Source organism: Minwuia sp. (assembly GCF_048263705.1).
Taxonomy (GTDB): domain Bacteria; phylum Pseudomonadota; class Alphaproteobacteria; order Minwuiales; family Minwuiaceae; genus Minwuia.
This window is the reverse complement of sequence record NZ_JBLXDV010000007.1, coordinates 192,062-207,995: the sequence shown is the minus strand read 5'-3', so window position 1 is coordinate 207,995 and position 15,934 is coordinate 192,062. Positions and strand designations below refer to the sequence as shown.

Annotated in this window: 16 protein-coding genes; 10 read left to right on the top strand and 6 right to left on the bottom strand. The window is 65.5% G+C overall.

Annotated features, from left to right (window positions below):
- Positions 1-2 precede the first annotated feature (2 nt).
- From ACN0X7_RS12255 to ACN0X7_RS12240, 4 genes are all read right to left on the bottom strand, one after another.
- On the bottom strand, positions 3-1,319 hold the full coding sequence (locus ACN0X7_RS12255; protein ID WP_417517605.1) for a TRAP transporter large permease: 1,317 nt from the start codon (positions 1,317-1,319) through the stop codon (positions 3-5).
- A 1-nt stretch (position 1,320) separates the two neighbouring features.
- Positions 1,321-1,842 (bottom strand): TRAP transporter small permease, encoded by a 522-nt coding sequence (locus tag ACN0X7_RS12250; protein ID WP_417517603.1) that lies wholly within the window; start codon positions 1,840-1,842, stop codon positions 1,321-1,323.
- Between the two features lie 29 nt (positions 1,843-1,871).
- A complete protein-coding gene (gene dctP / locus ACN0X7_RS12245) occupies positions 1,872-2,855 on the bottom strand; it encodes a TRAP transporter substrate-binding protein DctP (protein WP_417517601.1) in 984 nt (327 codons plus the stop codon).
- Positions 2,856-2,998: 143 nt separating this feature from the next.
- A complete protein-coding gene (locus tag ACN0X7_RS12240) occupies positions 2,999-4,081 on the bottom strand; it encodes a ferritin-like domain-containing protein (RefSeq protein WP_417517599.1) in 1,083 nt (360 codons plus the stop codon).
- Between the two features lie 162 nt (positions 4,082-4,243).
- On the opposite strand from ACN0X7_RS12240, the gene ACN0X7_RS12235 reads away from it, so the two are divergent.
- The 9 genes from ACN0X7_RS12235 to ACN0X7_RS12195 all read left to right on the top strand — a co-directional run bounded on the left by ACN0X7_RS12235 (position 4,244) and on the right by ACN0X7_RS12195 (position 11,129).
- Positions 4,244-6,274, top strand: a complete 2,031-nt coding sequence (locus ACN0X7_RS12235) for a hypothetical protein (RefSeq protein ID WP_417517597.1) — start codon at positions 4,244-4,246, stop codon at positions 6,272-6,274.
- A complete protein-coding gene (locus tag ACN0X7_RS12230) occupies positions 6,271-6,777 on the top strand; it encodes a hypothetical protein (protein ID WP_417517595.1) in 507 nt (168 codons plus the stop codon). The genes ACN0X7_RS12235 and ACN0X7_RS12230 overlap by 4 nt, the downstream gene beginning before the upstream one ends.
- 32 nt (positions 6,778-6,809) lie before the next feature.
- Positions 6,810-7,448, top strand: coding sequence for a hypothetical protein (locus tag ACN0X7_RS12225; RefSeq protein WP_417517593.1), 639 nt, complete (start codon positions 6,810-6,812; stop codon positions 7,446-7,448).
- Complete coding sequence (locus ACN0X7_RS12220) at positions 7,445-7,915, top strand: type II 3-dehydroquinate dehydratase (RefSeq protein ID WP_417517591.1); 471 nt, start codon at positions 7,445-7,447, stop codon at positions 7,913-7,915. Before ACN0X7_RS12225 ends, ACN0X7_RS12220 begins: the two co-directional genes overlap by 4 nt.
- Before the next feature lie 40 nt (positions 7,916-7,955).
- On the top strand, positions 7,956-8,531 hold the full coding sequence (gene pgsA / locus ACN0X7_RS12215; RefSeq protein WP_417517590.1) for a CDP-diacylglycerol--glycerol-3-phosphate 3-phosphatidyltransferase: 576 nt from the start codon (positions 7,956-7,958) through the stop codon (positions 8,529-8,531).
- Positions 8,528-9,025, top strand: coding sequence for a molybdopterin-guanine dinucleotide biosynthesis protein B (gene mobB, locus ACN0X7_RS12210; protein ID WP_417517588.1), 498 nt, complete (start codon positions 8,528-8,530; stop codon positions 9,023-9,025). The genes pgsA and mobB overlap by 4 nt, the downstream gene beginning before the upstream one ends.
- A complete protein-coding gene (gene glp, locus ACN0X7_RS12205; protein ID WP_417517586.1) occupies positions 9,022-10,272 on the top strand; it encodes a gephyrin-like molybdotransferase Glp in 1,251 nt (416 codons plus the stop codon). Before mobB ends, glp begins: the two co-directional genes overlap by 4 nt.
- Positions 10,269-10,520 (top strand): molybdopterin converting factor subunit 1, encoded by a 252-nt coding sequence (moaD, locus tag ACN0X7_RS12200; RefSeq protein WP_417517584.1) that lies wholly within the window; start codon positions 10,269-10,271, stop codon positions 10,518-10,520. The genes glp and moaD overlap by 4 nt, the downstream gene beginning before the upstream one ends.
- A 156-nt stretch (positions 10,521-10,676) precedes the next feature.
- Positions 10,677-11,129 carry a molybdenum cofactor biosynthesis protein MoaE gene (locus ACN0X7_RS12195; protein ID WP_417517582.1) on the top strand — a complete coding sequence of 151 codons (453 nt, stop codon included), beginning with the start codon at positions 10,677-10,679 and terminating at the stop codon, positions 11,127-11,129.
- A 421-nt stretch (positions 11,130-11,550) separates the two neighbouring features.
- Here ACN0X7_RS12195 and ACN0X7_RS12190 read toward each other — a convergent pair whose 3' ends face one another.
- Positions 11,551-13,182 (bottom strand): FumA C-terminus/TtdB family hydratase beta subunit, encoded by a 1,632-nt coding sequence (locus tag ACN0X7_RS12190; RefSeq protein ID WP_417517580.1) that lies wholly within the window; start codon positions 13,180-13,182, stop codon positions 11,551-11,553.
- A 266-nt stretch (positions 13,183-13,448) separates the two neighbouring features.
- Positions 13,449-13,871: a nucleoside-diphosphate kinase gene (gene ndk / locus ACN0X7_RS12185; protein ID WP_417517578.1), complete on the bottom strand. Its 423-nt coding sequence runs from the start codon at positions 13,869-13,871 to the stop codon at positions 13,449-13,451.
- Positions 13,872-14,051: 180 nt separating this feature from the next.
- On the opposite strand from ndk, the gene ACN0X7_RS12180 reads away from it, so the two are divergent.
- Positions 14,052-15,932 carry an ABC-F family ATP-binding cassette domain-containing protein gene (locus tag ACN0X7_RS12180; protein ID WP_417517576.1) on the top strand — a complete coding sequence of 627 codons (1,881 nt, stop codon included), beginning with the start codon at positions 14,052-14,054 and terminating at the stop codon, positions 15,930-15,932.
- Positions 15,933-15,934: the final 2 nt, after the last annotated feature.

The following is a 15,934-nucleotide window of genomic DNA, read 5'->3' as shown; positions in this document are numbered from 1 at the left end:
TGTCAGCGGAACTGGGCAGGCAGCCAGACGGCGATGTCGGGGAACAGCACCAGAAAGGCCAGCACCAGAAGTTCCAGCGCGATGAACGGCATGGCGGCGGCATAGATTTCCGTCAGGCGGATATGCGGCGGCGCGACGCCCTTCATGATGTAGAGCAGCAGACCGAAGGGCGGGGTCAGCAGGCTGATCTCCATGGCGATCAGCATCATCACCATCAGCCAGATCGGATCCAGCGCCAGGCTTTCGGCGATCGGCAGGAAGAACGGCAGGGTCAGCAGCGCCATGCTGACCTGATCCATGAAGGCGCCCAGAAACAGCAGGATCAGCATCATCAGCGCCATGGCGGTGACGGGCGTCAGATCGAACGCGCCGACCAGGGCCAGCAGCCCGCTGGTCGCGCCGGAGATCTGCAGGATCTGGCTGAAGGTCAGGGAACCCGCGATGATGAACAGGATCATCACGTTGATCTTCGCGGTCTCCGTCAGGGCCTTCATCAGCCGGGCCAGGGTCAGTTCCCGGTAGCAGGCGCAGACCAGAACGGCGGCGACGCACCCCAGCGCCGCCGCTTCCTCGGGCGCCGCGATGCGAAAGAAGATCGACCCGACCACGACGACGAAGATCGTGAACAGGGGCAGCACGTCGCGGATGAACGGCCCCCAGCGTGCCCAGCCGCGCGCGACCTGCAGGTCCTCATCGACAGGTGCCAGCGACGGATTGATCCGGCATCGCACCATCACGTAGATCACGAATAGCAGCGCCATCATGACGCCGGGCAGGATGCCGGCGATCAGCAGGTCCTTGATCGAATGCTCGGCCAGGCTGGCCAGCAGCACCGCCAGCGCCGACGGCGGGATCAGCATGGCGATGCCGCCGACCGCCATGATCGGTCCCATGGCCAGCTTCGGCTGATAACCGCGCTTCAGCATGTCGGGCAGCATCACGCTGCCCAGGATCGCGGTGTTGGCAATGGTCGAACCCGACAGCGACGAGAACACGGTGCCGCCCGCGATGGACACGACCGTCAGGCGGCCAGGCACGCGGGCGATCATGCGGTCGATGGCGCGGATGGCGCGGAAGGCGACGCCGGTCTGGAACAGGATCTCGCCCATCAGGATGAACAGGGCGACCGGCACCAGCGAGAATTTCGCGATGGAGAAGACATATTCGATCGGCATGATCGACAGGCCGATCTCCCCGCGCATGAAGATGAAGACGCCGACGATGTTGGCGGCGAAGAAGGCGAAGACCACGGGCAGGCCCAGGAACATCAGCCCGATGACAATGCCCAGCATCAGGCCGAGCGCCCAGTACCATTCCATGTCAGAAACCGCCGCCGGTGCTGGCGGTCCCCTCCGGCGGCGCACCCGACCGGAGCAGGCGGAACAGGAACTCGACCGCCAGCATGACGAAACAGGCGACGAAGCCCGACAGCAATATCCATTCGGGCATCTGGAAGTAATTGTGCTGCATCGACTGGAACATCCAGGCACTGGTCAGGTTGGCCCAGCCGAACCAGAGCAGGGTCAGGCAGATCGCCAGCCCCAGAAGGTCGAGCGCGCGTTCCATCACGCGTCCCACCGCCGGCGGGACGTTGCCGACGATCAGGTCGACGCGGACATGGGCGTTCAGCCGCAGCACCCACGGCGCGGCGAGGAACACGCTGGCGAACAGCAGATACTGGATCACCTCCTGCAGGCCGGGGATGTTGCCCCATGCCAGCAGGCGGAGGCCCAGATCGATCGAGATCGCCAGCGCGAAGCCGCCGATGGTGATGCCCACCAGCGCCCCGATCAGCGCATAGAACCGCCCCGCCGCCCTGTCGAGTTTTTCAAACGGGGTCATGGACAGGGCGGTCTCCGGGTGTCGACGACCTATTCCTTCGCGAACAGGTTGCGCAGTTTGGGTCCGTTCTCGGGGCTGTTGGCGATCACGCCTTCCCAGCCCGCGTCGCGTGCGGTGCTGGACCATTTCTCGGTATCGGCGGCGGAAAAGGTGATGATCTCGAATTCACCGGCCTGCTTCTCGGTCGAGGCCTTCACCGCGGCCTTGTCGGCCTCGATCCCGGCCTGCTCGGCCTCCATGGCGAGATCGGTGATCAGGCCGACGGCTTTCGCGTCCAGGCTGTCCCAGCTCCGCGCGTTGACCAGCAGGTTGATGTCGGCGTCATAGAAACCGGGATCGACGCGATATTTGGTGACCTTCTCCCAGCCGGGACGCAGGCCCGTGATCGGCCAGCCATAGCCCGCCACGGTCCCGTTCTCCATCAGCGGATAGATCTGGGCCAGGTTCGAGTTCTGTGTGGTCGCGCCCAGCGCCTTGAAGAAGTTGGTGTAGATCGGCGCCACGCGCAGGTGCAGTCCCGTCAGATCGGGCTTGTCGATCTTCTTGCCTTCGGCGAGATACAGGTGAAACGGCGTGCCGTAGTGGAATCGCGAGATCGGCACCAGGTTCTTGTTGCGGTGAATGGCCTCCATCAGGTCCCATCCGCCGTTGGCGCGGGCCTCGTCCGGCGAAGCCTCCAGCAGTTTCCAGGCATCGGCCTCGGGCACCACGTTCTGATAGTAGGCACCCGTACAGCTGACGATGTCATAGACGCCCTGCGCCTGTTTCTGCACCAGCGTGAAAGGGCTGCCGATGGCCGGTGCACCGCCCTTGTAGTCGATCTGGACGACGCCCTTGCCCTTGGCGTTGACCTGCTCGACGAAGGCCTCGAAACGCTTGGAGAAGAACGACCCTTGCGGGAAGCAACTCGCACCGACCAGCGTGGTCTCTGCGCTCGCCTGCGCCGCAAATCCCAGCGCACCGGCGGTGATGGCCGCCGCGCCCAGCACGCGGCGAAGTGTCGATCCAGACATGATGCCCTCCCGTGGCAAATGTGAATGCCGGAACTATGAAGGGCGAATGGACGTCGCGCAAGCCGACCACCGGTGTGCGTCAACAAGAACGGGCGGCCACGCCGATGGCCGCCCCGTCGACCATCTTGATAAAGTGTGTGCGACTATTCCGCGGCGGCCGGCTGGTCGGTGAGGCCGTCGCTGACGAACTGCTGGGCGTCGAATTCCTCGGCGACCTTGTTGTCGGCGTCCAGCAGGGCCTCGGCGTCGATTTCCGAGAACTGGATGACGTTCATGTCCGCATAGGCCTTGCGCACGCGATTGCCCCACAGGCCGATGTCCTTCACCGTCGGCACGATGCGGGTGAACAGGCGCTGGCGGAACTGGTTCATCTGCTCGCTGTTCTCGACAGCCTCGACCAGCTGTTCGCGGCTGAAGCCCAGGTTCTCCCAGACCTCGATCTGGTTGAAGCGGTCGCGCATGTGATAGCAGGCCTCGACCACGAACTCCTCGCGTTCGTCGCGTTCGGACTCGGTCAGCTCGGGGTAGTAGTCGCGCAGGGCCAGGCGGCCGAAGGCGACGTGACGGGCCTCGTCCTGCATGACGTAGGCGTTGACCGCCTGCACCAGATCGTTGCCCGAATGATCGCGCTGGCGCTGGAAGGCGGCGAGCGCCAGACCCTCGATCAGGATCTGCATGGTCAGATAGGTCATGTCCCAGCGGCGGTCCGACAGGCCCTGCTCCAGCAGGGACTTCAGGCCGGGCGTGATCGGATAGGCCAGTTGCACCTTCTCGTGCAGCAGCCGCGAGAAGGCCTCGACGTGACGGGCCTCGTCCATCACCTGCGTCGCGGCGTAGAACTTGGAATCCGCATCCGGCACCGTGGCGACGATCTTCGAGGTCGCGATCAGCGCGCCCTGCTCGCCGTGCAGGAACTGGCTCAGCGTGGCTCCCTGCAGGTGACGGCGCAGCTCGGCGCGGTTGTCCTCGTTCATCTTGTTCCAGGTGTCGGTACCGAAGATCGGGATGCCCTCGTCCGGCAGCGACATCGGGTTGGCCCAGTCGACGTCCTGATTCCAGTTGATGCGCTCGGCGGCGTCCCACTGCTGTTTCTTGCCCTTGTCGTACAGGGCCAGCAGGGCCGCGCGTTCGTCATCATATTCCCAGGTGAAATTGATCTCGGTCGCGCCGTCGAACTCCCATCCGGTCTGCTCGACCGGCATCGCGTACAGGTGCTGTGTTGTCATTCGTCCCTCCCGTGAATTTTTCTGCATGACGTTAACGGCAATTAGTGGCGGCGAAATGACTTCGGGTCAATAGAGCGATCGCCCGTTTCCCTTAACGGTTCTTTCAGCATGACGGTGGCAAATATGGCCGCGAATCCGCAACGGCAGACAGGGTCCGCGAGTTTGGCCAGACAAGACCAGAAACCGACGATTCACCTGATCGAGGAGAAGGACGGTCTTCGCCTGGGCGACCGCTTCACCATCGACACGGCGCGTCCGCTCGGTCATCTGTCGAAGCCCGGTGCGCAGGCCTTTGCCGTGGCCGACGACATGGAAAATCCGGACGAGTATTTCTGTCTGCTGTGCGAACCGACGGTCTACATCCGTCACGCGGCGATGGAACTGCTGGCGACGAAGCAGCCGCGCCACGTGCGCCTGCCGCTCGCATCCGGCACGGTTCGCATGAACGATGGCCGGCACTTCACCGCGATCGTCTTCGACAATGCGGGGGCGCGGCCGATCCTGGAATACTATGGCAAGGACGCGATACCCGAGCGGGATCTGACCCAGAAGGTGCTGCCCGATCTGATCAATGCCCTGTCGGACATGAATCCGCATGGCCTGTGTCATCGCGGCATCCGCCCCGAGAACATCCTGATCACGCCGGACGGCCAGGTGATTCTGGACCAGTTCGTTCTGCACCTGCCGGGCGAGACGCAGCCCGCCGCCTATGAACCGGTCCTGTCCGCGTTCGCCAGCGCCGGCGGCAGGGGCGAGGGGACCGCGGCGGACGACTTCTATGCACTGGGTGTGGCGGCGCTGCATCTGGTCAGCGGCAAGCTGCCGGCCGGCAACCTGTCGCCGGAGGAGCTTCTGGCCAGCCGCGTAATGCGCGGGTCCTATGTGGCACTGCTGCAGCGCCGGAAATACACCTCGGCCCTGCAGGCGCTGTTCTCGGGTGTCTTTGCCGACGAGGCGCATCGGCGCTGGTCCATCGAGAACCTGCGGGGCTGGGCGGGCGGACACTGGGATACGGCGCGTCCGACTGCGGGCGGGCGGCGGGCCTCCCGGCCGTTCCTGTTCATGAACCGCGACTACTACTGTCCCGAGCTGCTGGCCTGGGCCTTCTTCGGCCATCAGGAAGAGGCGCGGCAGACGATCAGCGCCGGGCGTGTCGGAAAGTGGGTCCGCAACGTTCTGGAAGACAATCAGGCGGCGGATATCATCGACAACGCCTGCTCGGGGATGAAGGCGTCCGACCGCGATCCGGAACTGGAGGCGGCGGAACTGATCACACGGATCTGCTTCGCGCTGGATCCGGGCGGGCCGTTGCGCTACCGGGATCTCGTTGTGCCGCCGACCGGCATCGCCGGCGCGCTGTGGACGGCATTCATCCGGAACGATGAGGCACAGCTCGCCAGCCTGGAACAGTTGCTGTCGTCGACGCTGCTGGGCGAATGGCAGGCCACGGGCAGCCGGGTGGTCCGCGCGGCACTGCCCAATTTCGTCACCACGACCATCAAGTCGATCATGGTCGAACGGTCCAAGCCGGGTTTCGGTCTGGAACGCGTCCTTTATGAGATGCTGCCCCGCACGGCCTGCCTGGAAGAGAACGTCCGCGATGCGTTGGCCCGCAACACCGGCGAACTGATGCTGGCGCTGGACCGGATCGCGGAAAAGGATGCCGACGCGGCCCTGCGCATCGGGCGGCATGCCGCGGCCTTCATCATGGCCAAGGACAAGAACGCCGAGACCACCATCCGGGCGCTGGGGGCCCAGCACGCCACCCGGATCGAGGAACTGATCGCCATCGGCGACCTGCTGGCCTATCTGCAGCGCAACTACTACCAGCTCAGCGTGCCCAGTCTGTCGAAGGCCATGGGGACGGCGCTGACCCCCGCCGCCGACGCCATCCGCAGCCGCGTGCGCCGCATGGTGGTCAGCAAGAAGATCGAGACACTGTCGTCTGCCGGCGACATGACCGCCTTCAGCCGCGATCTGAGCATGAAGGAAACCCTGCGTCAGGACGAGAAGGAGCTGAAACAGGCCCGTCACCGGCTCGGCGCGATCGACCAGCTCATCCGCATCGCCTCGTCGAACGGACCGGCGCAGGCGATTCTGGCGCAGAAGCGCGGATACCGCTATGCGCGCCTGTTCAGCATGTCCGTGTCGTTCCTGACCGTCTTCTATTTTTCCATGGTTGAGATGCTGTGACCGATCTGACCGCCACCGAGGAAACCGAAACCGATCCCCCCAAATCATCCGGGGGTGACGGATCGCGCACGGGCATGCTGCTGTTTGCGGCGCTGCTGCTGCTGATGCCGATTGCACCGTCGACCTTTGCCGTGGTCGCGGTCTACATGGCACCGACCTGGCTGACCGCCTGTTTCCGGCCTTTTCATCTGCCCGGTGCCATCGCGACGGTGGCGGGCATGAACTTCGCGGGAACCCTGCCGGCGCTCTACTACCTCTGGACCCGGGGCAATAATTTCGAGACCGCGTTCATGCTGCTGTTCCACACCGAATTCCAGGGGATGAATCTCGCGGCGGCGGCGATGGGCATCTCGCTGTTGTGGATCGCGCCCTTCATCGCCCGGACCTGGGTCGATATCGCCAGCCAGCGTCTGCTGCACAAGGCCGAGGCCGAGCGGGAGAAGCTGATCGACGAGTGGGGCGATCACCTGTTCCAGAAACCGGATTCGACCGAAAACGGGTGACTTCCCGTCCCGTCGGCGACAGGCTGGCGGGTATGGACGATGCGAATGATCCACGGCCCGGCGTTCTGGCCATCTGGCACGCGTGCCGGGAGAGCCGGCTGGCCGCTTTCGAACACTGGTATCAGACCGAACATCTGGCTGAACGGCTGGCCGTGCCCGGGTTTCTGCGCGGTCGCCGTTACGGCGCGGCGGACTCCAGGACGCGGTTCTTCACCTGTTATGAGGTCGACAGCCCCGATGTCCTGTTTTCGGAGGCCTATCTGGCGCGCGTCAATGCACCGACCGAGCAGACCCGGCAGATCATGGCGACGGCCTTCACCGAGATGAACCGCACCGTGTGCAGGACCGTCTGGCAGTCGGGCCGCATGAGCGGTGCCTGGGCGGTGACCTGCAAGGGCGCAGTGGCGGATCGGCTTGTCGCACAGGCGCGCGCACTGGGCGCGGATGACGGCATTGCCCGCATCGCGGTCTGGCAGCGGGCCGCGGAGGGCGACGGGACCGGCAGCGTGGAACAGGACATCCGCGGGCGCGATGCCCAGATCGATGCGTGCCTGTGCGTGGAGACGCTGCGGATCGAGGATGCTGAACGCGTTGCCCGCGCGCTGACGCCGGGGGAAATGACGGCCGAGCCACCGGAGATCTTCCGCCTGCTGTGCGAACTGACGGCATGACGGACGGCGCTGCGGCCCGGGTCTGCCTCATTCAGGGGGCCAACATGGTCGCGCTGGGGCATCGGCAGCCGGCATTCTACGGACGGACGACGGCGGCTGAACTGGACGCCATGCTGCAGGACGCGGCACCTCGCTACGGGCTGAGCCTGGATATCCACTACGTCAGCCGCGAGGCCGAGGCGATCGCCCTGATCGACCGGATCGATGCGGGCGAGGCCCGGGGCCTGATCATGAACCCGGCCGGATTTCTGTACGCCGGGCGGTCGCTGGAAGCCCGCCTGAAGGTCATGGACGCGCCCTTCATCGAGGTTCACATCACCAATATCGAACAGCGCGGCAAACGCTCGGCGACCGCCGCCGCCGCGACCGGGATGATCGCCGGGCTGGGCGTGGGATCCTACATCACGGCACTGATGGCCATGGGGGCGCTGCTGGATCGTTCGCCGGGCCGCCGGAACGGGGTTTGAAGCCTTCCGTGGGCGCAGCGAATTCGCTACGAAGGACGGCATGAACGCGAAATACAAAGCGACAGGTCTCAGGCGGCAGGTTCCCAATCTGCTGACCGCCGCACGAATCGTCGTGATCCCCGTGCTGATCCTGGCCTTCTATCTCGATCCGCCGCTGTCGGACTGGCTGCCGCTGGTCCTGTTCGTGCTCGCGTCAGCCACCGACTGGTTCGACGGCAAGCTGGCGCGGGCCTGGAACGCGCGCTCGAAGCTGGGCCAGTTCATGGACCCGATCGCCGACAAGCTGCTGGTGGTGGCGGTGATCCTGATGCTGGCGGTGACCGGCGATATTTCAGGCGTTCATGTCATTCCCGCCATCGCCATCCTGTGCCGCGAGATGTTCATTTCGGGTCTGCGGGAGTTCCTGGCGTTCCGGAATGTCGAGATGCCGGTGTCCAATCTGGCGAAGTGGAAGACGACGGCGCAGATGACCGCGCTGACCATCCTGCTGGTGCCGCTCGACGCGGCGGTGGTGCCGGGGTTGGTGCTGCTCTGGGTGTCGGCGGTGCTGGCGGTGCAGACGGGGTGGGTTTACCTGTCCACTGCCATGCCGCATTTCCGGGAGGATGCGCCGTGAAAGTGCTCGGTCTCGCGGGCTGGAGCGGTGCCGGCAAGACCACGCTGATGGTTCGGCTGATCCCGGTGCTGACCGCGCGGGGCCTGCGCGTCTCGACCGTCAAGCACGCGCATCATCGCTTCGATGTCGATACGCCGGGCAAGGATTCCCATCGCCATCGCGAAGCGGGCGCGACCGAGGTCATGGTGGCGTCCGCCAACCGGTTCGCCCTGATGCATGAACTGCACGGCGCACCCGAACCGTCGCTGGACGACCTGCTCTCAAGGATGTCACCGGTCGATCTGGTGCTGGTCGAGGGCTTCAAGCGTGAGGAGCACGCGAAGATCGAGATCCATCGCGCGGCGAACGGCAAGCCTTTTTTGTTTCCCGACGACGCGGCGATCGTTGCGGTGGCCTCGGACGCTGCTCCCGACACCGGAGGGCGGCCCCTGATCCCGCTGGACGACGTGGATGCGATCGCCGATTTCGCGTCGGATTTCGCGAGGGCGGCATGAGCCAGATCACCGATGACTGCTTCGCGTTCGGCGGCCCGCTGATGCGGGCGGACGAGGCGCTGGCGATCATTGTCGAGCGGACGCCTGCCGTCACCAGCATCGAGTCGCTGGGACTGTCCGAAGCGCAGGGGTTCGTGCTGTCGAGTGACGTGCGGGCGCGGTCGTCCTCGCCACCGCACGACAATGCCGCCGTCGACGGGTACGCGCTGCTGGGCGCCGATCTGCGCACGGACGGTGAAACTGTCCTCACGGTCCGGGGCCGCGTCGCCGCCGGTCATCCGGAAGCGGCGGAACTGCAGCCCGGTGACGCGGCGCGCATCTTCACCGGCGCACCCATGCCAAGGGGCGCGGATACCGTCGTCATGCAGGAAGACGTTGCGGTGACGGGTGACCGGCTGACCATTCCGCCGGGCCTGCAGCCCGGTGCCAACCGCCGCCGCAAGGGCGAGGACATCGAATCGGGCAAGGCGCTGCTGGGCGCCGGAACGCGGATGGGGCCGGCGGAACTGGCGCTGGCCGCGGCCGGCGGGCTGGACCGTGTTCTGGTCCATCACCGGCCGCGTGTCGCCGTGCTGTCGACCGGCGACGAGATCGCGCCGGTGGGGGGCGGGCTGAATCCGGGTCAGGTCTATGACGCCAACGCGCCGCTGCTGCTCGGTCTGTTGCGGCGGATCGGCATCGATGCGTCACACCACGGCATCGTCGCCGATGACCTGTCCGCGACGATCGCCGCGCTGGAAGACGCGTCCGAGGCCGACCTGGTCATCACCTCCGGCGGAGCCTCGACGGGTGACGCCGACCACGTGCGGGCGGCGGTCCAGCATCTGGGTGCGGTGCACCTGTGGCGGCTGGCCGTCAAACCGGGCCGCCCGCTCGCCTTCGGGCATGTGAGAGGGACGGCCTTCGTCGGGCTGCCGGGCAATCCGGTGGCGGTGATGGCCTGCTTCCTGATGTTCGTCCGGCCGCTGATCGACCGGCTGGAGGGGGCTGTGCCCGTGCCGCTCAGGCGCTGGCCGGTGATCTCCGGGTTCGACATGAAGTCGAAGCCCGACCGCCTGGAATGGCTGCGCGGTACCCTGCACGAACGCGACGGTGCCCTGGTCGCGGAACGCTACCCCAGACAGGGTTCGGGCATCATCCATTCGCTGACCGAAAGCGATGGACTGATCGAGGTGCCCGAACAGGTGACCGCGATCCGGCAGGGCGATAGGCTGGGGTTCATTTCCTTCCGGGAGGCGCTGTCGTGAAACTGCTCTATTTCGCCTGGGTGCGCGAGCGGACCGGTGTGCATGAGGAGGACTACGCGCTGCCTGCAGGCGTGGCCACGGTCGCGGACCTGATGACGCACCTGAGAGGCCGCGGCGACGGGTTCGATCGCGCCTTCGCCGATCCGGACCGGATCCGCGCGGCCGTCAATCAGGAGACCGCCGCACCGGGCGACCCCGTGTGCGATGCCGATGAAGTGGCCTTCTTCCCGCCCATGACAGGGGGCTGAAATGTACGCGGGTCGGTCTATCAAAAAGTCTGGGACCGCACCGGGACTTGATCCCGGTGCCCAGTCGGCAGCTGCAGGGTTTGCTGGCTACTCAGGACTGGGTTGCGGGATCGAGTCCCGCAACGGGCAGAGACTTTATGTCGGGAGGCGTATGTCTTGACCGTCTCCGTGCAGCGCGAGGATTTCGACCCGGCGGCCGAGATGGCGGCGATGCTGGAGGGGCGTGTCGACGTCGGTGGCGTCGTCAGCTTCATCGGGCTGGTGCGCGATTTCTCCGACGGGCGCGGCGTCGGTGCGCTGACGCTGGAACACTATCCGGGCATGACCGAAAAGATGCTGGAGAAGATCGAGACTGAAGCGCACGAGCGCTTCGACGTGCAGGCCACCCGCATCGTGCACCGCTACGGACGGATGGCACCCGGCGAACGCATCGTGCTGGTGCTTGCCGCGTCGGCCCATCGCGGCGAGGCGTTCCGCGCCAGCGAGTTCCTGATCGACTGGCTGAAGACGAAAGCGCCGTTCTGGAAGGTGGAAGACACCGACAAGGGTGCCGAGTGGGTCGAGGCCCGCGATACCGACGATGCCGCGACGGAGCGCTGGGAGCGTTAGAGCGGTCCTGCATTTGATTGAAACGGTCAAACACACCGCGTGTCATCCCCGCCTCCGTGCGGGGGCAACGGACGACCCGGCAAACCCGGCGCATGTCCGTTATTCAGGAAAGGCCCCCGGATAAACCGGGGGTGACAGTCCGAGAGTCGGCGATTCAGTCAAAGCCGGGACTGCTCTAGGAAACCGCCCGGCTGGGGTTTGCTGGGTCGGTCGGGCGGACGGCTCAGGCCCTTCAGGACCTGCACTGCCGCACTGAGGGTGAAAACAGCTTTTCCGACGGAACCAATATTTGCGGCGCGTTGCGGGACTTGATCCCGCAACCCAGTCCTGAGCAGCCAGCAAACCCTGCAGCCACCACCTGCACCGGGATCAAGTCCCGGTGCGGGTGGTGGTTTCTTCACGCGAGACTTCGGAAAACGCCCTACGCGTCCACGTCGCGTTTGCTGTTGAAATCGAAGAAGTCGTTGCCCTTGTCGTCGATCACGACGAAGGCGGGGAAGTCCTTCACCTCGATCTTCCAGACCGCTTCCATGCCCAGATGTTCGAAGTCCATGACCTCGACGTTGGTGATCTGGTCCTGGCCGATGCGCGCCGCGCCCCCGCCGATGGAACCGAGGTAGAAGCCGCCGTTCTTCTTGCAGCTGTCGACCACCTGCTTGGAGCGGTTGCCCTTGGCGATGGAGACCATGGAGCCGCCGATGGCCTGGAATTCCGCCACATAGGGGTCCATGCGTGCCGCCGTGGTCGGGCCGAACGCGCCGGAAGCGCGGCCTTCCGGGGTCTTGGCGGGGCCCGCGTAATAGATCGGATGGTCCTTGAAATAGGACGGCAGTTCGCCGCCTTCGGCGATCCGCTTGGACAGTTCGGCGTGCACGATGTCGCGTGCCACCACCATGGTGCCCGACAGCATGACCGGGGTCTCCACGGGCAGCTTGGTCAGGATGCTGCGGATCTCGTCCATGGGCAGGTTCAGGTCGATCTGCACGGCCTCGCCCGCGCTCACTTCCTTTTCCGGCAGGTAGACGGACGGATCGCGGACCAGCTCTTCCATGAAGACGCCATCGCCGGTGATCTTGGCTTTCGCCTGACGGTCCGCCGAGCAGGACACACCGATGCCGATGGGCAGGGACGCACCGTGGCGCGGCAGGCGGATCACGCGCACGTCGTGGCAGAAATACTTGCCGCCGAACTGTGCGCCGATGCCGAGCCCCTGGGTCAGCTTGTGGATTTCCTGCTCCAGCCCGATGTCGCGGAAGGCGTGGCCCGAGGCGGACCCTTCGGTTGGCAGTTCGTCGTAATATTTGGTCGAGGCCATCTTGACCGTCTTCAGGTTCTGCTCGGCCGACAGGCCGCCGATGACGATGGCCAGGTGGTAGGGCGGGCAGGCCGCGGTGCCGAGCTTCGGCAGTTCGTCGCGGAAGAAGACCATCAGCCGCTCCGGGTCCAGCACGCGGCGTGTCTGCTGGAACAGGAAGGTCTTGTTGGCCGATCCGCCGCCCTTGGCCACGAACAGGAACTTGTAGTCGCTGCCGGTCGTGGCCTCGATATCGATCTGCGCGGGCAGGTTGGTGCCGGTGTTCTTCTCCTCGAACATCGAGATCGGGGCCATCTGGCTGTAGCGCAGGTTGCGGCTGCCCCAGGTGCGCTGCACGCCTTCCGACAGGGCCGCGCCGTCATCGCCTTCGGTCAGCACATACTGGCCCTTCTTGCCCGACACGATGGCCGTGCCCGTGTCCTGACAGGAGGGATATTCCATGGCGGCGGAGATGTTGGCGTTCTTGATCAGCTCCAGCGCCACGAAGCGGTCGTTGGCCGAGGCGTCGGGGTCGTCCAGGATGGCGCGCAGCTGTTCCAGATGCGCCTTGCGGAACAGGTGGCTGATGTCGCCGAAGCCGGTCTCGGCCAGATGGCTGATGGCTTCGGGCTGGATCACGGTGAAGTCGCGCCCGCCGAGCTTTTCTCTGGTGACGCCGCCGACATCCAGCCTGCGGTACTCGGTCTTGTCCTCGCCCAGCGGAAACAGCGGCTGATAGGTGCTCGTCTCGGTGCTCATGGCAGATCCCCCAATCTGTGACCGCATCATATCGGGCGCGGTCTCCGGCAAGGCTGCAGAAAACCACAGTTCCGCAGCCGTTGCAGCATTGAACTGGCGTGATCCCGAAATTGACCGGATCAGAACCTGGCAATCACGCGCACCGGGACTTGATCCCGGTGCCCGGAACGATGCGGATGCAGGGCGATTTGCCCTGGCCGGATTTTCGATGTTGAGGCCGGACCGGGTTCCGGGATCAAGTCCCGGAACAGATCAGGCGCCAGGCCTCAGCCGACGATGTCGAGGTCCGAGAAGAAGTACTTGATCTCGATCTCGGCGTTCTCCGGGCTGTCGGAACCGTGTGCCGAGTTGGCCTCGATGGATTCGGCGAAGGACTTGCGGATCGTGCCTTCGTCGGCGTCCGCCGGATTGGTCGCACCCATCACCTTGCGATAGGCGGCGATGGCGTCCTCGCCTTCCAGCACCTGCACGACGACCGGGCCCGAGGTCATGAATTCGACCAGCGAATCGAAGAAGGGGCGTTCGCGGTGCACGGCGTAGAAGCCTTCGGCGGCTTCCTTCGACAGCTTCACGCGGCGCTGGGCGACGATGCGCAGGCCGGCATCCTCGATCATGGCGTTGATCTTGCCGGTCAGGTTGCGGCGGGTGGCGTCGGGCTTGATGATGGAGAAGGTGCGCTGGATGGCCATGGTGTCTTGTCCTCGGATTTCGGTGGGGCGATGCGGGCGGTGCCGCAGCGCAACATGATTGCTGCCGGGCTTATACCCAAGCGCCGGAGCGGCGGCAATCACCGGACTTCGCGGCGATGCGCCGCGCCGCAATCCGCTACGGCTTTCGCAGTCGCGGATAGTTCCCTATAAGCCGCCTCCATGCTGGTACTGGAAGACATCACGATACGGATCGCCGGGCGATTGCTGCTGGAAAACGCCTCGGCGCGCATCCCGACGGGCAAGCGCGTGGGGCTGGTCGGTCCGAACGGTACGGGCAAGACGACCCTGCTGCGTGCGATCCTGGGCGATCAGGCGATGGAATCGGGCGATGTCCAGATTCCGCGCGGCAGCCGGATCGGCTCGGTCGCGCAGGAAGCGCCGGGCGGCACGCTGCCGGCGATCGAGGCCGTGCTGGCCGCCGACCGCGAACGCGCGGCCCTGCTGGCGGAAGCCGAGACCGCGACCGATCCGAACCGGATCGCGGAGATCCAGACCCGCCTGGTCGACATGGGCGCGCATTCCGCACCCGCACGGGCGGCAACGATCCTGGACGGTCTGGGCATCCATGCGGATCGCCAGACCATGCCCTGCAACACCTTCTCCGGCGGCTGGCGCATGCGCATCGCGCTGGCGGCGGCCCTGTTCGCCGAACCGGAAGTGCTGCTGCTGGACGAACCGACCAACCATCTGGATCTGGAATCGACGATCTGGCTGGAGGGCTTCCTGCAGAAATATCCGCACACGATGGTCATCGTCAGCCATGACCGCGACCTGCTGAACCGTGCGGTCACCGACATCCTGCATCTGGACCAGTTCAAGTTGACGCTCTATCCGGGCGGATACGACAATTTCGAGGAGCGCCGCCGCACGGCGCAGCGGCACCTGACGGAACTGGCCAACAAGCAGGCCGGCGAGCGGGCGCGCATCCAGTCGTTCGTCGACCGGTTCCGCTACAAGGCCTCCAAGGCGCGGCAGGCGCAGAGCCGCCTGAAGATGCTGGCGAAGATGCAGCCCATCGCCGCCATCGTCGATGCGCGCGCACCGCGCTTCCCCTTCGCTGAGCCGACCAAGCTGTCCCCGCCCATCGTCACGCTGGACGAGGTGGATGTGGGCTATGAACCCGGCAAGCCGGTCCTGCGCCGGATGGGGCTGCGCATCGACGAGGATGACCGGATCGCGCTTCTGGGCGCGAACGGCAACGGCAAGTCGACGCTGGTGAAGCTGATCTCGGGGCGCCTGCAGCCCGAGAAGGGCCAGATCCGCCGTTCCTCGAAGCTGAAGATCGGGTTCTTCGCTCAGCACCAGATCGACGATCTGAAACGCAACGAGAATGCGATGCAGCACCTGCGCGAGATCTGCCCCTATGACAGCGAGTCCGCGCTGCGGACCAAGCTGGACGGCTTCGGGCTGGACCACAAGCGGGTCGAGACCCCGGCGGGCGAACTGTCCGGCGGTGAGAAATCACGGCTGTCGCTGTGCCTGATGGCGCAGGCCGAACCGCACATGATCATCCTGGACGAACCGACCAACCATCTGGACATCGACAGTCGCGAGGCGCTGGTGCAGTCGCTGAACGCGTACCCCGGTGCGGTCATCCTGGTCAGCCATGACAGCCATCTGGTGGAATCCGTCGCCGACCGGCTGTGGCTGGTCAAGGACGGCGGGGTGCATCCGTTCGACGGCGACATGGACGATTACAAGCGGCTGGCGCTGGCCGACGCGGCGGATGCCGCACGCGGTCCGGCGCCGGAGAACGGCGGTCAGCCGAAGCAGAACAAGCGGCGGGAGCGCAAGCAGGCGGCCCAGGCGCGCTCCGAACTGGCCCATGTCCGCAAGGCCAAGCGCGAGGCGGAGGAGCAGATCGAACGCTTCACCGCCCAGATCGCTAAAATCGAGGCCCGACTGCAGGATCCGAAGGTCTATCGGGGAGCGCCCGACAAGATCGCCGAACTGACCAAGCTGAAATCGCTGGCGCAGTCCGCCATCGAGGCGGCCGAGGCGCGCTGGCTGGAAGCGTCGGAAAAGCTGGAAGAAGCCTGAGT